Raw genomic sequence first — 16,781 nt, 5'->3', positions numbered from 1 at the left:
CATATCTATGTTTTTTAAAAATAAAAACGTTTTAATTATTGGTGGAACAGGAACAATTGGAAAAAGCATTCTTTCTAATGTTTTAGAGGGAAAGCCAAAAGTTATAAGAATTTTTAGTAGAAGTGAATATAATCAATTTTTATTACAAGAAGAGTTTAGGGGTAAAAATCAAAATATTCGCTATTTAATTGGGGATATTCGAAATTATGATCGCCTATATAGCGCAATGGAAAATATTGATTATGTGTTCCATGTTGCGGCGATGAAGCATGTTTCATTTTGTGAATATAATCCGTTTGAAGCGGTATTGACCAACATTTTTGGAACACAAAATGTAATAAAAGCAGCAATTGCCCAGAAAGTAAAAAAGGTGATTTTCACAAGCTCTGATAAAGCAATTTCACCAACAAATAATTATGGTGCAACAAAACTAACAGCTGAAAGATTGATAACATCAGCAGAATATTCAAAAGGATCTAGTGAAACAATATTTGCAAGTGTACGTTTCGGAAATGTTATGGGATCGAGAGGTTCTGTTATTCCCTTATTTGAAAATCAAATTAAAGAAAATCACAAAATAACTGTAACTGATCTTAGTATGAGCAGATTTATGATGACACTGAAACAAGCAACGATGTTAACCATTGAAGCAATGAAAATAGCAAAGGGCGGTGAAACTTTCATATTGAAAATGCCAGTTATTTCATTAAAAGATTTAAGTGAAGTGATGATAGAAGAAGTTACAAAGTTGTATAGTTTGTCCAAGGATAGTATTAAGATTGAAGAAATTGGATTAAAACCTGGTGAAAAAATGTATGAAGAACTTATGACACATGATGAATCTTTACAGGCTTTTGAATTACCGGATATGTTTATCATACCAAGTCCACTAAAAAAGGGTGCTCAATATGAAAATGCCAATAGAGCGAAGCCAGGATTTTATCGCTCAGATCATCAAGATGCGATTTCAAAAGAAGAACTTAGAAATTTGATTATAAACCAGCAACTACTAGCAGGAGGGGAGAAATTATGAAAATATTAGTAACTGGTGGTGCAGGATTTATTGGTAGGTGGGTTGTAAAGCGATTATTGCAAGATAAGCATGAAGTATGGATATTAGACAATTTAGCGAATTCAACTACAGCAAATATTATCGAGTTCGTTTATGATTTAAACTTGAAGCAATGTATACAAGGAGATATTAAAGATAAAAAATTGCTTGACCAATTATTTAAAAATCATTCATTTGACCTTTGTTATCATTTAGCAGCAAGTATTAATGTTCAAGATAGTATAGATGATGCTAGAACGACTTTTGAAAATGATACAATAGGTACTTTTAATTTGTTAGAACAATGTCATAAGCATAATGTCAAAATGGTCTTTATGAGTACTTGTATGGTATATGATAAAGCTACTAATACACAAGGAATATCAGAATTAGACCCCATTAAACCAGCTTCTCCATATGCTGGATCAAAAATAGCTGCTGAAAATATGGTTCTATCTTACTATTATGCTTATAAGCTTCCAGTTGTGGTAATTCGTCCATTTAATACGTACGGACCATTCCAGAAAACTGGAGGTGAAGGTGGGGTTGTTGCCATTTTTATAAATAATAAATTAGATAAAATGCCAGTAAATATTTATGGAGATGGGAAACAAACGAGAGACCTTTTATACGTTGAAGATTGTGCAGATTTCGTTGTGAAAGCAGGCTATTCTTCTAAAGCAAATGGTCATATTATCAACGCAGGAACAGGACAAGATATATCAATTAATAAATTAGCAGAATTGATTTCGGGAAATAAAGTAAGTATTCAACATGTAACTCATATCCATCCACAAAGTGAAATTCAAAAATTATTATGTAACTATGAAAAAGCAAAAATAATATTAAATTGGGAACCGAAAGTTTCTTTAGAAGATGGAGTTATTAAAACAGAAGAGTGGATTAAATCTTTAAAAATTAAGCCTAAGGAGAAAGAATAATGGCCAGGGAAATTCTCGGTATACATGGGGGAAATCCTGTTAGAGGAACATATTTGCCTTATGGTCAACAACAAATTGATGACCATGATATTCAGGCAGTTATAGATATATTAAAAGGAGACTTTTTAACGACAGGACCAACGATTCAACAGTTTGAGGAGGCTATAGCAAAATACGTTGGGGCAAAATACGCTGTTTCTTTTTCAAGTGGTACAGCTGCTTTGCATGCTGCCTGCTATGCAGCTGGAATCACAGAGGGAGACGAAGTAATTACAACCTCAATGACATTTGTAGCAAGTGCAAATTGTATTTTATACCAGGGTGGAAAGCCAGTTTTCGCTGATATAGACTATGAAACATACAATATCAGTACTAAGTCTATAGAGGAAAAGATTACAAACAAAACAAAGGCTATTATTCCCGTACACTTTACTGGGCAGCCTGTAGAATTAGATAAAATAAAAAAAATAGCAAATGAGAATAACTTGATTATCATTGAAGATGCAGCACATGCATTAGGAGCCACTTATAAAAACCAAAAGATTGGTTCAATTGGTGATATGACAATGTTTAGCTTTCATCCTGTGAAACATATTACAACAGGAGAGGGTGGAGTAATTACTACAAATAATACTTTGCTTTATGAAAAGCTTGTTCAATTTCGTACACATGGAATTGAAAGGAATCCTCAAAAACTTCTTGATAATCATGGGCCTTGGTATTATGAAATGCAATTTTTGGGTTACAACTACAGGATGACTGATATACAGGCTGCTCTTGGCTTATCACAGTTAAGTAAATTAGATTCTTTTATTAAGATTAGAAAGAAATATGTAGACATTTATAATAAAGAATTTAATAGTTTACCTGAAATCATCATACCAAAGCAATTGCCCCAAACCCACTCAAGTTGGCACCTTTATATCATTCGGTTAAATACTAAATTATTAAAGGGTAATCGAAAAGAAATTTATGAGGCATTACAAAAAGAAAATATTGGTGTGAATGTGCACTATATACCAGTACATTTACAACCGTTTTATCAAAATTTGGGTTATAGAAAAGGCCTTTGTCCACAAGCCGAAAATTTATATGAGGAAATTATTACACTTCCTCTATTTCCTAAAATGACAAAAGGTGATGTAGGGGATGTAATAAAAGCAGTAAGAAAAGTTCTTTCGTTTTATAGAGTTGCTAAACATTAAATGAAAGGGGTGTTATTAGAATTGCGAAACAAAAAGTTGTTAAGAGCAGTAACAAAAGTTGATATAAAAAAAGGAGAAATCATTACAGTTAATAAAGTTGATATGGAACTAGGTATCGTTGAAAATGCAATGAACCAGCTTCAGTTCGAGGAATTATTACCTCAAGTAGCTTTATATAATTTGCAAGCAGGAACTCCATTAACGAAAGAGGTTATTGAACCTCCTAAAGTAGTAATTATTGTACTTTGTAGATTAAAATCTACTAGGTTGCCTTTAAAAGCAATATTGCCAATACATGGAATCCCTTCTATTGAACGCTGTCTTATAAATGCATTAGCTATTCCTGGGGGACACCAAGTCATACTTGCTACTTCAGATGTAGCACAAGATGATCCTTTAGAAAAATTTGATCTAGGTGGGAAGGTTAAAATTTTCAGAGGTGATCCAGAAAATACCGCAGATCGCATACTCCAAGCTGCAAAACAAGAAAAAGCAAACATTGTTATGCGGATTACAGGAGATTGCCCAGTTGTATCACCAGAAATCAATAATTATTTACTAGAGCAACATTTGAAAAGTGGAGCAGATTATACACAAGCACAGCTAAGTACGTTACCTGTCGGAACAGCAGGCGATATTTTCACATTAGAAGCAATTGAACGTTTGCTACAAACCCCAAAAACTTTAACCTATGCAGAATACCTTCCGTTTTATTTTATTAATAATCCACATTTATTCCGGGTCAATATAGTAAAACTCCCTCCGCCATTTTGTTACCCTACTTGGAGGTTAACATTAGATGAACAACCAGATTTAGATATGTTCAATGAACTTTATAAAAGTCTGAATGTAAAATCTAAACCTTTATTTTTTCATCAAATAAAAGATTATATCCTTCGAAATCCTGAACTTATTCAAATCAATAGTCATGTGAAATTGAAATGGGCAAATCAACAATCATTAGTGGATGAGTTAAATAGAGAAACGAAATTATAAATTAATAAATTGTAGTGCTTTTAGTGAGGAGGGAGTAACTTGCTTGAGAAAAAAATTGCCTTTCGCGCCGACGCATCTATTGAAATAGGTACCGGTCATATTATGCGTTGCTTAACACTGGCCCATGAGTTACGGAATAAAGGTGCTCAAGTTTATTTCATTTGTCGTAAGCTGCAAGGTGATTTGCAGCAATATATTTTAAATAAGGGATTTCATGTATTTTTGTTAGATGCAGATGGTGAAAATACGAATTTCTTAAGTACAGTACACGGGAGTTATTTGGATTGGCTAAAATGTCATTGGTTTGTTGATGCACGACAGACCAATGATATTTTGTCGCAACTTCCCAATTTTGATTGGTTAATTGTTGATCATTATGGATTAGATGAAAAGTGGGAAACTGCTTTAAGAAAAACTGTAAAAAAGATTATGGTAATCGATGATCTTGCAGATCGAGTACATGATTGTGAATTGTTATTAGATCAAAATCTATACGAGAGTCTTAATGAACGCTATAAAGAATTAATACCAGAGCACTCTTTAATAAAATTAGGACCTAAATATGCCATATTACGGCCAGAGTTCCATTCTGCTAAGAAATTTTTACAAAAAAGAACGGGTGCGGTTGAACATATTTTTATATTTTTTGGTGGGCACGATGTAACGAATGAGACATTAAAAACGTTAAGAGCTATACAAAATATTAATAGTGATACTTTAAAAATAGATGTAGTGGTAGGAAGCCAAAATCCTCATAAGAAAGATATTCAAAATTATTGCAAGAGCATTTCAAACGCTTCATTTTATTGTCAAATAGAGAATATTGAAGAGTTTATGATACGAGCGGATTTAGGGATAGGAGCTGGGGGCACAACAACATGGGAGCGCTGTTTTCTTGGATTACCTTCTATAACAATTACAACTGCACAAAATCAAATAGAAGTAACCAAAGCTGTTGCGGAGGCCGGAGCTACATGGAATATCGGTACAGCTGAAAGTGTTTCAGATGAAACCATTACGAAATGTCTAAACAAACTTTTAACAGATTCAGATAAAGTGAGAGAAATGTCTAATAAAGCTCTTGCCATAAAGTGTGCCAGTAATTCGGATGAAATAACAAAAATTATTTTAGGAGGATAGTATGTTAAACATTGAAAAATTCCATTTGAAATGTATAGAAAAGAAAGATTTAAATCTTATTTTAAAGTGGAGGAATACAGAAGAAATTCGTTCTGTTATGTACGAAGATCATAAAATAACAATAGACGAACACTATAAATGGTTTGAAAAACTAAAATATGATGAAACAATGATTGCAAGATTACTAATATATAAAGAAAAGCCAATTGGATTTGTTAATTTTACAAAAATAAATAAAATAGATCGAACTTGTAATTGGGGATTTTATATAGGAGACAAACAGAGTGTAAGGCGTGCTGGAACTGTATTAGGTATAGTAGCATTAGACTATATTTTTGAAACAAATGGCATACAAAAAGTATGTGCAGAAATATTAGAATCAAATCGTATTAGTTTAAACTTTCATCAGAAACTCGGCTTCCAGGAAGATGGAAGATATGTGAACCATATTTTCAGGGATAATGAATTTATCGACGTTATTACAATGACCCTTTTTTATGAACAATGGATGGAAAGGAAAGAAGCTATAAAAAAAGAAATTGAAGGTGAAAAATATGAGTAATTTATATATCGGGGGTAGAGAGATTGGCAATAGCTCGCCACCATTTATTATTGCAGAAATGTCAGGGAATCATAATCAATCATTAGATAGAGCCTTGCAAATTGTAGAGGCAGCAGCAGAGGCTGGAGCACAAGGATTTAAAATTCAAACATATACACCAGATACAATGACTTTAAATATAGAAAATGGTGATTTTTTAATTCAGGATACGAAAAGCTTATGGAAAGGTAAAACACTTTATCATTTATATAAAGAAGCATATACACCATGGGAGTGGCATAAACCCATTTTTGATCGCTGTATAGAATTAGGAATGATACCATTTAGTACTCCATTTGATGAAACTGCTGTAGATTTTCTAGAATCATTGAATGTTTCTTGTTATAAAATCGCATCTTTTGAAAATACTGATATTCCCCTCATACGTAAAGTAGCAACGACAGGAAAACCAATAATCATTTCGACAGGTATGGCTTCTATTGCTGAATTAGATGAAACAGTAAGAGCTGCGAGAGAAGAGGGATGTAAAGAATTAATTCTATTAAAATGTACAAGTACGTATCCTGCATCTCCGAAATCTACAAATATAGCTACGATACCTCATATGAAGGAGCTATTTAAATGTGAAGTAGGTTTGTCTGATCATACACTTGGTGTAGGAGTATCTGTAGCGAGTGTCGCCTTGGGAGCCACAGTAATAGAGAAGCATTTAACGCTTTCGAGATCGGATGGAGGAGTTGACGCTGATTTTTCAATGGAACCTGCTGAATTTAAATTATTAGTAAGCGAAACTGAAAAAGCATGGGAATCTTTGGGGAAAGTATATTATGGCCCTACTGATTTAGAAAAAGATTCTTTAAAATTTAGAAGGTCATTATATGTTGTAGAAAACATAAAAGCGGGAGAGGCTTTCACGATAGAAAATATTAAAGCTATTAGACCAGGTAATGGCTTATTACCAAAACACCTATCCAAAATTATCGGAAAGAAAGCGAATAAGGACATTGAAAAAGGAACGCCTGTTTCGTGGGATCTTATTTGATAGGGTACAATTAGATACTACTAGGAATTCGTTGAATAAATTAAAATGCCTTTTCAATTTAATGAAAAGGCATTTTAATTTATTCAGAATGATTATAGAAAAAAGATATTTTTAATTTAATAACCTAATAAAGTTGTGATTGTAAAATAGTCGTAATAAAATGGATTCTCTCATGAAAAGTATGCTGTGTAATAACTTTTGTATGAATTTTTTCGACCATTAATCTTTTCGAAGTCGTATCATTCAAATGAAAAGATACTTTATTTAAACAGTCCTCAAAGCTATTATAGGATATAATTTCATCTTTATTGAAGAAAGATGAAAGGTCAGATTTTTCTTCAATAATTTGAAAGCCTTGGCAAGCTGCAATATCAAACGTACGATTATTAATGGTATTATTTTTTACTTTATTTTTATTTTTATTCTGTGAAAATAGATGACTACGATGAGGGTTTAATATAAGACTAGCGTTATTATAATAGAGTGCAACTTCTTGAGGTGGAATCCATTCTTCTATAATTTTAATTCTCCGGTGATTTTTCCATTTTTTAATTAACTTATTTCTCCAGTGTTGACCAATAACGGTATAGTGATAAGGGGTTTTTTCCAAAAGAAACTGCATCAATTTTACTCGGGTTGGATAAGGATATCCAATGAACAATATTTCACTTTTATATTTCGAATTTCTTAGACCAGGCTTAAATACATCTATATTAGTTGCTAATGGTAAGTGGTATACATTGGTATATCCTAAACCTGAATAATATTTAAGTGCTTCACTATCAATAGTAAATATAAAATCAAAGTTCTTTAATAGAAGAAGAGAGGTATCTATATAAAATGGGTCCTCTGTTAACCAGACAGCTAATTTAATGTTCCTTTTTTTAAAATATTGAATTGCTTTTTGTGGTAGATGATTACCTAATAAGGTGAAAACAATATCAGGATGAAACGTTGTTGTAATGAAATCCAATTGCTCTATTAATTCACTCGGCTGTACTGCTAACCATTCGAAATTTTGATCGATAAGTGTTCTCTGTATGCTTTGATCTAGATATTGATAGATTTTTGAGTAACCAGAAGTAATGTATAAGAGTTTCATATTTCAATCCCTGCTTTAGGTTTAAAATATATTATGAGATAAATGTAACACTTTCTATTTCTTTACAACTGATCTTAGTAATACTTGTAGTAGGAGGAGTAACTGAATTTTCCTCTTCTAATGTGACGATACAAGTATTAGGGTTAAAATTTGTAAAAATAGCAGGTCCAATAATATTTCCAGATTTACCAGTCACAGTAACGACTTCGCCTGGTTGTAAATTTTTAAAAATACTACATACTCCACCTGAACAACGAAATAAATTACATAAGAACAAATTTATCCCTCCTTTAAACAATATACTATATCATATGAAAGTATGTAGAGGGATGTGTAGACAAGTAACCTTTAGAAGGGAAAAAATTCAGTTTAAAGCAACTTATTGAAATGATAGATACAATGGAATAATACATTTTGGAGCATTTTGATTAGATTATCCATAGTTAAGACATTCATTAGAATGTCTTAACTATGGATTGAACTTTAACCACCTGAAGCATCTTAAGGGGTGGTTAAAGTAACACTTTCTATATCTTCACAACTTATGAATATGGTATTGGTAGAAGAGGGGGTTATCACATCTTCTTCAACTAATACAACCGCACAAATAGTCGGAAAGAACAATGAAAAAGTAGCAGGTCCAATAATTTGTCCTGATTTAGTGGTAATTGTAACAACCGTTCCTGTTGGCCACGAAGAGAATAAAAAACAAGCTAAACCTTTGCATTCTGCCATATTAAGCCCTCCTAACTTTAAGTGTTGATTAATATAATACAATCCAAACATTTTATATTGTATGTGGTAACAATATGAAATGTTTGGACTAATAAAAAAACTAGAATTATATAAAAATGTAAAAGTAGTATATTAACTTACATCTATCTTTTTTAGTTAGCCTGGATGTTATTTGTTTTTAAAAATATAATATTTTAATATAAAAGAAGTTAGTGAGAAATATCCTTGGGTTAAATGGTTTCAAAAAGATGGAAACTGGTATTATCGTGATAAAGAGGGCCCTCTGGTTAAAGGCCTACAATCTATTAATGGATACAAATACTACTTTAATGAAGATGGTGTTATGCAAACAGGCTTACAAACTATTAAGAGACAAGTATATTATTTTAACGAAAATGGTACTATGGTTACAGATTGGAAAGACGTAGATAATAAATGGTATTATTTTAATGAAAATGGCATTAAAGTTCCTAATGTATTTTTAGATGTTCCAGAAAGTCATTGGGGGTATGACCAAATATCATATATGGCAGGAAATAAAATTATAAATGGATATGGGAATGGTTACTTTGGAGCAAATGATAATCTTACACGTGAACAATTAGCAGCTGTCTTATATAAATCTTTATCACTGCCGGATACAAGTGATAATCCTTTTACAGATATAAATGATAGCCCATTTAAAAAAGAAATTTTGTCCTTAACGAAGAGCGGTATTTTTTCAGTAAATGGGGAAAAGACATTTAATCCAAAAAACACTGCGACAAGGGCTGAAATTGCAGTAGTGTTAACAAAAGCATTTAACTTGAAAATCAAAGCTAATTATGAATTCAATGATATGAAAGATCATTGGGTGAATGAATATGTAAAAGCTTTATATAGCAATGGGATTGCAAGTGGTACAGGAAATAAAAATTTTAATTCAGGAGCGAATGTTTCAAGAGCAGAAATGGCTGTATTTTTATATAGAGCAATCAACTTAAATCTAAATTTTGTACCAAAGCCTATTTAATCTTATAATAAGATGGTTTTAATACGAAGCCTATATAGGCTTCGTACCAGTTTGTTTTGAAATTGACTCATCATTTTGAGTGTAAAAAAGTTTATATCAACACAATTCATCTTTTCTCTAATCAAAGTTATAGGTTTTGAAAAAACTAACTAATTTGATCAAAAAATGCACCCTAATTGTTAGTCACATAATTGACAATTAGAGGTGCATTTTTTATAGTCTATTTTTAAAATACAAGCACTAAGACGGTATATAAGGTGTTGAAAATTAAAAAACAATTTCTAAGTGTGGATTTGAAATAAAGTCGTACCGTTTTGAAAAAAGTTTAACCGTTTTAAAGAATACATTTTAAAAGAAATGTTGTTGTAGCAGGATTTATGATGAATTTCAATCAAACTTTTTTATAAAAATTGTGTATTAGTTCACAAGAGTAATTCTATTTTTAATCAATCTTTTTTCAAAGTATGAAGGGTCTCTTTTAATACAAACAACTTATTAATATGTTTTGAATCAAACTTTATCATTTTAGCCAAGAAGACTCCTTCCTCAAGGAACGTGAAGGGCCACAGCCTAGTGAGTAGGTGGGAGATGAATTGGCTTCGGACAAGGGATGGCAAGAGCCCTCTTAATTGTTCGACAGGTAGTAAAGTGTTACTTGACAAATTGTCATGATCATTTTACTATATGTCGAATGTACGTTCGGTGTATAATAGATATATATTGAAATGGAGGTGAAACTTATGATTATCAATAAAGCATATAAATTTCGTATATATCCAAATAAAGCACAAGCAACTCTAATCAATAAAACGATTGGTTGTTCTCGTTTTGTATTCAATCATTTCCTATCTCTATGGGATAATGCATACAAGGAAACAGGAAAAGGTTTGACATATGGTACATGCTCTGCCAAACTCCCTGCCATGAAGAAAGAGTTTGTTTGGCTAAAAGAAGTGGATAGTATTGCGATTCAGTCGTCCGTTCGCAACCTTGCGGATGCTTATACACGCTTTTTCAAAAAACAAAACAGCTCCCCGTGTTTCAAATCTAAGAAGAACAACGTACAATCTTATACCACAAAACAAACAAATGAAAACATTGCCGTTGTAGGCAACAAAATGAAATTGCCAAAACTAGGTCTTGTTCGATTTGCCAAAAGTCGTGAAGTAAAGGGACGTATTTTAAATGCTACGGTTAGAAGGAACCCTTCTGGTAGATACTTTGTGTCATTGTTAGTGGAAACAGAAGTGCAAGAACTCCCGAAAACACTTTCTTACATTGGAATGGATGTAGGGCTAAAAGACTTCGCGATTTTGTCAGATGGAACAACCTATAAAAACCCGAAGTTTTTTCGATCGTTAGAAGAGAAGTTGGCAAAAGTACAGCGTGTTCTTTCTAGAAGAATGAAAGGATCTTCTCGCTGGAATAAACAAAGAATTAAGGTAGCTAGAATTCATGAATATATAATGAATTCTAGAAAAGATTACTTGGACAAAATCTCAACTGAAATCATCAAAAACCACGATGTTATCGGTATAGAAGATTTGCAAGTATCGAATATGTTAAAAAATCATAAGTTAGCAAAAGCAATTAGTGAGGTATCATGGTCACAGTTTCGAACCATGTTGGAATATAAAGCAAAATGGTACGGCAAACAAGTCATTGTCGTATCGAAAACATTTGCTTCAAGCCAATTATGTTCTTGTTGTGGATATCAAAACAAAGACGTTAAAAATCTAAACCTACGTAAATGGGAATGCCCTTCTTGTAGTACACATCATGATAGGGATATTAACGCAAGTATCAATCTAAAGAATGAAGCGATAAGACTTCTAACCGCAAGGACTGCGGAGATAGCCTAATAAATTAGAGTTCGATAGAACTCTTTACTTAGGAATCCCCCACTTTCACTTCTAAACGAAGTGAAAGTGGGGGTAGTTCAATACAAGTAGGGATTTAGCAAACACTCATGTTGGGATTCTAACGTCAAATGGAATATCTAATGTATTATTTGATGATGTCCAAGTTATAGGTGCAAAAAAAAGCTAAACTAATATGGGTTCTGATGTAAAAACTTTGAAACATATAAAAATGGTTTATCAAACTTGGATATACTGATAGGAGCACCATACATGCCTATCAACAATACCCCTAAGTACCAAGAAAACGTTATTCTTTCTAAACTGATATGCTCTCCTTTAGGTAGACAGATAAAAAATAAAAATCTGTTTGCTTGAAGGAGAGTTTTGTTAATGTCTAAAAAAGTTTACTCTGCGGAGGATAAATTTAACATATTGAAAGAATGGGAGGATGGTAATTATTCACTAAATGAACTTGAGTCCGTTTTTAAAGTAAGTCGCATCAATCGAAGCACTCATCAAGTCCTGAGGGACTGAATCAACGGTTTAATAAGGCGGCCGTCCTACTTTTACACCCCCTACTAGCAGAACTACTAAGCAAAAAATTGGCCGCATCTATGCCGATTTCTTCTCCATACACTTCTGTTTTCAAGCAAACTCGTATTTTAGATTCAACTGCATTTCAACTCCCAGATGTATTTTCATCGGTTTATCCAGGTGGACAGTTCCTACATATTCATACAGGTCCAGGTAAACAACATGATCGCACTTACGGCTCTCTGTGTGTCCCAACTGTAACAGCAAATGATTTATGTATCCGAGATTTAGGTTGTTTTCATTTAAAAGACCTTCAATACATACAATATAAAAAGGCAAGCCAGTATGGAAAATAAAATTAACCCAGAATTATTGGAATCATGAAATGAGGCTTTTAAAAGGAATGCTTATTTCTTCAATCACTATCAATTTTGTTTTTGAAATATCCCTATTTAATCAAAGGGTTATTAAAAATCATATAACGGGAGGATTTATATGAAAAAAAATACAATTTTGATATTATTGATATTTATTCTGTCTATTTCCCTTACAAACCATCCCCTTGCAGCCGAAACTTTAAACAACCTTGAGTTTATAAAAGAACAACAGACTAAAAATGAAAGGCTTATTCATATTGATATAAGAGGAAATAATGTGGAAGAATATCAAGAGGCACAACATATGGTTGATAGAATAAAAAAAATAAAAAGCGGCATACTTGATAAATTAGTGGCAGACGGAACATATGTAAAACTTGTTAATTATCCTATCACTGAGTCTGACGAATACAGGGACCTAAAAGGATTAATTCCACGAGGATGGGAAGGGCAAACCAATGCCGAAGGAAAACAATTGACCTGGGATGATGTACCAGGTGTGGGATCTGATATTGGTGGAAAACCTGTAATGGCTAGAATAGGTTTTAGTGAAAGAGGAAAGGGGCATGGTTCCATTAATTTAGAACTTCATGAAATAGCGCATGCAATTGATCGAGTGGTTTTTTTTAATATAAGTCATACTGATTTGTTTGATGTTCCTTTCAGTCAAGAGAGACAGAAAATTTTCCCGGATAAATATTACGAAAATAAGGAAGAATATTTTGCGGAATGTTTTACATATTATTATTTTAGCGAATCATCTAAGCAAGAGCTAAAAGATAAGGCTCCATTGACTTATAGATGCATAGATTTATTAATTAAAACTGTTCAAGGGGATTCCAATTCAACAGAACCTATTAATGAACTATTAGACGGAAATCAATTTGGTTGGTCTTTAAAAGGATATAGTGATCGAGAATTCGCAAAAGTAGATTATAACAAGAAGGCAGAGTTAACTATGGCTTTAAAATAAAGTCGCGATGTTTATAAAAAAGATACGATGCTCTACCCCTTTAGGTGGTTATCTAAAGGGGTATTTTTATACTAAAAAGGAAAAGAACATCTGAATTGAAGGATAGACTAGGGAACTGTTGTGTGGCAATAAGTTATTCCTGTGAACACTCGCCACTTAGCAAGGCTTGAAGTGGGAGTTTCTCAGTTCCACGATGAAAGCAACCTTTCGTCTCCCTGAGCGTTACTTCGGGGTGTTCCATCCCTAGATGTCCAACGCTTGGACGCTCTTTTGGTACGGTTGATATTTTACGCAGGAACCGAATGGCTTGTTTTTCGCACTCTATTTTCTTCCTGCAACCTCATATATCAAGTTATCAAAGAACTTCATATAGCTAGTTTATCAAAAGTTTTTGGCTATGCCAAACCGAAATTCATCTCCCACCTACCGTTGGGCTACGCCCTTCACAAGCTTGAGGAAGGAGAATTCTTTCGGGGAATTCGTTAAAGGATGCTATTATTAGACATTCTCGAAAAAAATGTACAAGAAAAGTATTTCCTATCAGAAGAAAAATTGGACAAAATCGTATTTAAATAATAGGAAATATTAATTCTAGTGGTTGGAGAAGGGGTGGAGAGATGTGTAATCCTATGGGGATATCCCCTACGATTACATGCAAAGATGATCCCAGGGTTTTACTTCCTAATAAAAAGGCAGCTTAATTAGAAATGAATTAAATGGAGAGTGTAAATGATGAAAAGCTATAAAATCCATATTAAAGAAGCTACAAAAAAAGGATATGCAGTAGCTGAAGTGGGGGATAGTGTTAATTATTCTGTTCCAGGGAGTAAAACTAGAAGGGGAAGAGGAGGGAAAGGTGTTGCTCAGACATTAGATACTTCTTGTAATCAGGCTGATTAACAAGGGATCCTACCACACCGCTATCAAGCTAAAAAAAACAAATGCCCATCGACCTAGGATTTCAAAGTAACTCCATAAAGAAAATTTTATGGAGCAATAAATTAATTAACTTGATGGTGATGGGGTCCCGCCATATCGCTATCAAGCTATCAAAACAAAATACCCTCTAAAATGAAAAAGACGTTATTCTTTCTGAGAAATCTTAGGAAAGGATAACGTCTTTATATCAATATGACGGTATCCTATATGAAAAATTAACACCGTCCTAAATGTATATATTGTATATATTGTACACATTGTGTATAATGTGTTCATAAGCATTTAAGACGCAAGGAGTTGAATCATGAGGGTCTTACTATCTAATAAGTCTAAGTCTCCTATTTATCAACAAATCATTGATCAGATTATATTACAAATATCAAATGAAACATTGAAAGTAGATGATTTGTTACCTTCTATGCGTTCATTAGCAAGAGACTTGAAGGTAAGTGTTATTACTTCAAAAAGAGCGTACGAAGAACTTGAAAAGGCGGGTTACATCTACTCTATAGTAGGGAAAGGCTCGTTTGTTGCAAAACAAACAAAGAAACAACGAGCGGATGAACCAAGTGATCCAATACGTGAAAAGTTCAGTACAATCGTTCGAGAGAGTAAGGCTAATCATTTATTAAGGGATGAGTTAATACAAATTATTAATCATATTTATGAGGAGGAATAAAAATGGAGAACATTGTAGAAGTGAAAAATGTTTCAAAAACATATAAGGGATTTTCTTTAAAAAATGCATCGTTCAACATCAAAAAGGGGTTTGTAACGGGATTTATTGGCGCAAATGGTGCTGGGAAAAGTACGACAATTAAACTTATTATGGATCTTATTAGCAAGGATAGCGGAGATATCACAGTTTTCGGTAAAGATCATCAAAAGGACCAAGTTTCTATTAAAGAGCGTATAGGATTCGTATACGATGACAATATCTATTATGAAGATATGACAATTCATCAACTGAAAAAATTCATTGCTCCAGCGTATAAAAAATGGGATGAAAATCAGTTCCAATCCTACTTACAGCGCTTTGAGTTACCGACTAACATAAAAATGAAAGAGATGTCTACAGGGATGAAAATGAAGACTTCCCTAGCGTTTGCACTTTCACACCATGCTGAATTTATACTTATGGATGAACCGACATCTGGACTCGATCCTGTATTTCGAAGAGAACTTTTAGACATCCTTTATGATTTAATGGTCGATCAAGATAAAACAATTTTTTTCTCCACACATATTACCACTGATTTAGATCGTATTGCTGATTATATTGTATTTATTCATAATGGTGAGATTGTGTTTGAAAAAGATATACATAGTATTTCTGAAGAATATGCAACTGTAAAAGGGGATAAATCCTTACTTACGCCTAAAATCAGAGAACAATTAATCGGGATTCGTGAAACAAACATGGGGTTTGAAGCACTCACAAGTAACGCCAGCCGTTCACGTACGCAATTAGGGAATGATGTATTAATTGAAGAAGCAACATTAGAAGATATTATGTACTATACAAAAAAGGGGAATGTTCAATATGTATAATTTAATATTAAAGGATTTTAGATTGCAAAAATTATTGATCTTACTCTATCTACTTGGTATATGCTTTTTTATAGGGACGTTTGGAAGTTTTGGGTTCATAGTCGTTTTGGTGGCTGGTTCTTATATGATAAATCTACATTATTACGACGAAAAGAATAATAGTCACAAATTTATTAATAGCTTGCCTTATAGTAGAAATAAAATTATTATGTCAAAATATATTGGTACAGTGTTGTTTACAATTCTAGTAGTTCTATTCTCATTATTGATACAAGCAGTAATTCAAGTTGCATCCCCGACTTATGGAGTTGAAATTGAAACTCCACAGACAATTGTGGTTAGTGTTCTTACTGTCATGTTGTTTACGTCTATCTACTTACCATTTTTCTATCGCTTCACCAATAAATATTTGATGGCTGCTGTCAGCATTATTTTCCCTGTATGTGTTGTTTTATGGAGACCAATTGAGGAATATGTAAATATTACCGACCTTGTATATAGCGTTACTACACAATTTACTATTAATCAACTAATTACACTTGCTTCAATCGTTACCATGCTTATATTTATCGGTTCTTACTTCTTAACGGTGAGAATTTATAAACGTACTGATTTTTAAAAATTCTTTTTAACTGAAATATAGAATACCTAACAAATAACTGTTGTACAGTTTTATTCTTAAACACTTTGGTGCTACTCAATAGCTATCAAACTAATAAAACAAAGTTCTCCCCTCAAATGAAAAAATGCGCTATTCTT

15 protein-coding genes and 3 pseudogenes are annotated in these 16,781 nt (G+C 32.8%); 15 read left to right on the top strand and 3 right to left on the bottom strand.

Annotated elements, in window-relative coordinates:
• Positions 1-7: 7 nt before the first annotated feature.
• Genes MHH59_RS30255 through pseI form a run of 7 tightly spaced genes read left to right on the top strand, consistent with a single transcriptional unit; the run spans position 8 to position 6,937 of the window.
• Entirely contained in the window at positions 8-1,033 is a 1,026-nt protein-coding gene (locus MHH59_RS30255; protein ID WP_002191469.1) for an SDR family NAD(P)-dependent oxidoreductase, read from the top strand.
• A complete protein-coding gene (locus MHH59_RS30250) occupies positions 1,030-1,992 on the top strand; it encodes a dTDP-glucose 4,6-dehydratase (protein ID WP_340853696.1) in 963 nt (320 codons plus the stop codon). Before MHH59_RS30255 ends, MHH59_RS30250 begins: the two co-directional genes overlap by 4 nt.
• Positions 1,992-3,197 (top strand): UDP-4-amino-4,6-dideoxy-N-acetyl-beta-L-altrosamine transaminase, encoded by a 1,206-nt coding sequence (gene pseC / locus MHH59_RS30245; RefSeq protein ID WP_201039821.1) that lies wholly within the window; start codon positions 1,992-1,994, stop codon positions 3,195-3,197. The genes MHH59_RS30250 and pseC overlap by 1 nt, the downstream gene beginning before the upstream one ends.
• Positions 3,198-4,193, top strand: coding sequence for a cytidylyltransferase domain-containing protein (locus tag MHH59_RS30240; protein WP_033729003.1), 996 nt, complete (start codon positions 3,198-3,200; stop codon positions 4,191-4,193).
• 39 nt (positions 4,194-4,232) lie between these two features.
• On the top strand, positions 4,233-5,333 hold the full coding sequence (gene pseG / locus MHH59_RS30235; protein ID WP_061675967.1) for a UDP-2,4-diacetamido-2,4,6-trideoxy-beta-L-altropyranose hydrolase: 1,101 nt from the start codon (positions 4,233-4,235) through the stop codon (positions 5,331-5,333).
• A gap of 1 nt (position 5,334) precedes the next feature.
• Entirely contained in the window at positions 5,335-5,895 is a 561-nt protein-coding gene (gene pseH, locus MHH59_RS30230) for a UDP-4-amino-4,6-dideoxy-N-acetyl-beta-L-altrosamine N-acetyltransferase (RefSeq protein WP_002016604.1), read from the top strand.
• On the top strand, positions 5,888-6,937 hold the full coding sequence (gene pseI / locus MHH59_RS30225; protein ID WP_002169371.1) for a pseudaminic acid synthase: 1,050 nt from the start codon (positions 5,888-5,890) through the stop codon (positions 6,935-6,937). Before pseH ends, pseI begins: the two co-directional genes overlap by 8 nt.
• A 124-nt stretch (positions 6,938-7,061) precedes the next feature.
• On the opposite strand, the gene MHH59_RS30220 is transcribed toward pseI, so the two are convergent.
• The 3 genes from MHH59_RS30220 to MHH59_RS30210 all read right to left on the bottom strand — a co-directional run bounded on the left by MHH59_RS30220 (position 7,062) and on the right by MHH59_RS30210 (position 8,774).
• The gene (locus MHH59_RS30220; protein WP_113938468.1) at positions 7,062-8,039 is read right to left on the bottom strand and encodes a CgeB family protein; all 978 of its coding nucleotides are present in this window, start codon (positions 8,037-8,039) and stop codon (positions 7,062-7,064) included.
• Positions 8,040-8,070: 31 nt separating this feature from the next.
• Positions 8,071-8,316, bottom strand: coding sequence for a hypothetical protein (locus MHH59_RS30215; protein ID WP_002169373.1), 246 nt, complete (start codon positions 8,314-8,316; stop codon positions 8,071-8,073).
• Positions 8,317-8,540: 224 nt separating this feature from the next.
• Positions 8,541-8,774 (bottom strand): hypothetical protein, encoded by a 234-nt coding sequence (locus MHH59_RS30210; RefSeq protein WP_016127790.1) that lies wholly within the window; start codon positions 8,772-8,774, stop codon positions 8,541-8,543.
• 199 nt (positions 8,775-8,973) lie between these two features.
• Between MHH59_RS30210 and MHH59_RS30205 the strand changes: the two genes are divergently transcribed.
• From MHH59_RS30205 to MHH59_RS30170, 8 genes and pseudogenes are all read left to right on the top strand, one after another.
• Entirely contained in the window at positions 8,974-9,786 is an 813-nt protein-coding gene (locus MHH59_RS30205; RefSeq protein ID WP_340853779.1) for an S-layer homology domain-containing protein, read from the top strand.
• A 740-nt stretch (positions 9,787-10,526) separates the two neighbouring features.
• Positions 10,527-11,648: an IS200/IS605 family element RNA-guided endonuclease TnpB gene (tnpB, locus tag MHH59_RS30200; protein ID WP_041867962.1), complete on the top strand. Its 1,122-nt coding sequence runs from the start codon at positions 10,527-10,529 to the stop codon at positions 11,646-11,648.
• Positions 11,649-12,166: 518 nt separating this feature from the next.
• A pseudogene (locus MHH59_RS30195) lies at positions 12,167-12,520 on the top strand (IS4 family transposase); the annotation flags it as partial.
• 157 nt (positions 12,521-12,677) lie between these two features.
• Positions 12,678-13,511: pseudogene (locus MHH59_RS30190) on the top strand (anthrax toxin lethal factor-related metalloendopeptidase); the annotation flags it as partial.
• 753 nt (positions 13,512-14,264) lie between these two features.
• Positions 14,265-14,426: pseudogene (locus MHH59_RS30185) on the top strand (DNA cytosine methyltransferase); the annotation flags it as partial.
• 349 nt (positions 14,427-14,775) lie between these two features.
• Positions 14,776-15,150, top strand: a complete 375-nt coding sequence (locus MHH59_RS30180; protein ID WP_340853690.1) for a GntR family transcriptional regulator — start codon at positions 14,776-14,778, stop codon at positions 15,148-15,150.
• 2 nt (positions 15,151-15,152) lie between these two features.
• Positions 15,153-16,022 (top strand): ABC transporter ATP-binding protein, encoded by an 870-nt coding sequence (locus MHH59_RS30175; RefSeq protein ID WP_097914508.1) that lies wholly within the window; start codon positions 15,153-15,155, stop codon positions 16,020-16,022.
• Positions 16,015-16,641, top strand: a complete 627-nt coding sequence (locus tag MHH59_RS30170; protein WP_149191162.1) for an ABC-2 transporter permease — start codon at positions 16,015-16,017, stop codon at positions 16,639-16,641. Before MHH59_RS30175 ends, MHH59_RS30170 begins: the two co-directional genes overlap by 8 nt.
• Positions 16,642-16,781: the final 140 nt, after the last annotated feature.

This window comes from Bacillus sp. FSL E2-0195, from assembly GCF_038003645.1.
GTDB classification, from domain to species: domain Bacteria; phylum Bacillota; class Bacilli; order Bacillales; family Bacillaceae_G; genus Bacillus_A; species Bacillus_A mycoides.
This window is presented reverse-complemented; position numbering and strand designations above follow the sequence as displayed.

Excerpts from the sequence above, each read along its gene's own strand:
- MHH59_RS30170 (WP_149191162.1), top strand. The coding sequence starts at position 16,015 with ATGTATAATTTAATATTAAAGGATTTTAGATTGCAAAAATTATTGATC.
- pseI (WP_002169371.1), top strand. The coding sequence starts at position 5,888 with ATGAGTAATTTATATATCGGGGGTAGAGAGATTGGCAATAGCTCGCCA.
- pseH (WP_002016604.1), top strand. The coding sequence starts at position 5,335 with ATGTTAAACATTGAAAAATTCCATTTGAAATGTATAGAAAAGAAAGAT.
- pseC (WP_201039821.1), top strand. The coding sequence starts at position 1,992 with ATGGCCAGGGAAATTCTCGGTATACATGGGGGAAATCCTGTTAGAGGA.
- MHH59_RS30220 (WP_113938468.1), bottom strand. The coding sequence starts at position 8,039 with ATGAAACTCTTATACATTACTTCTGGTTACTCAAAAATCTATCAATAT.
- MHH59_RS30240 (WP_033729003.1), top strand. The coding sequence starts at position 3,198 with ATGAAAGGGGTGTTATTAGAATTGCGAAACAAAAAGTTGTTAAGAGCA.
- MHH59_RS30210 (WP_016127790.1), bottom strand. The coding sequence starts at position 8,774 with ATGGCAGAATGCAAAGGTTTAGCTTGTTTTTTATTCTCTTCGTGGCCA.
- MHH59_RS30175 (WP_097914508.1), top strand. The coding sequence starts at position 15,153 with ATGGAGAACATTGTAGAAGTGAAAAATGTTTCAAAAACATATAAGGGA.
- MHH59_RS30255 (WP_002191469.1), top strand. The coding sequence starts at position 8 with ATGTTTTTTAAAAATAAAAACGTTTTAATTATTGGTGGAACAGGAACA.
- MHH59_RS30250 (WP_340853696.1), top strand. The coding sequence starts at position 1,030 with ATGAAAATATTAGTAACTGGTGGTGCAGGATTTATTGGTAGGTGGGTT.
- tnpB (WP_041867962.1), top strand. The coding sequence starts at position 10,527 with ATGATTATCAATAAAGCATATAAATTTCGTATATATCCAAATAAAGCA.
- MHH59_RS30180 (WP_340853690.1), top strand. The coding sequence starts at position 14,776 with ATGAGGGTCTTACTATCTAATAAGTCTAAGTCTCCTATTTATCAACAA.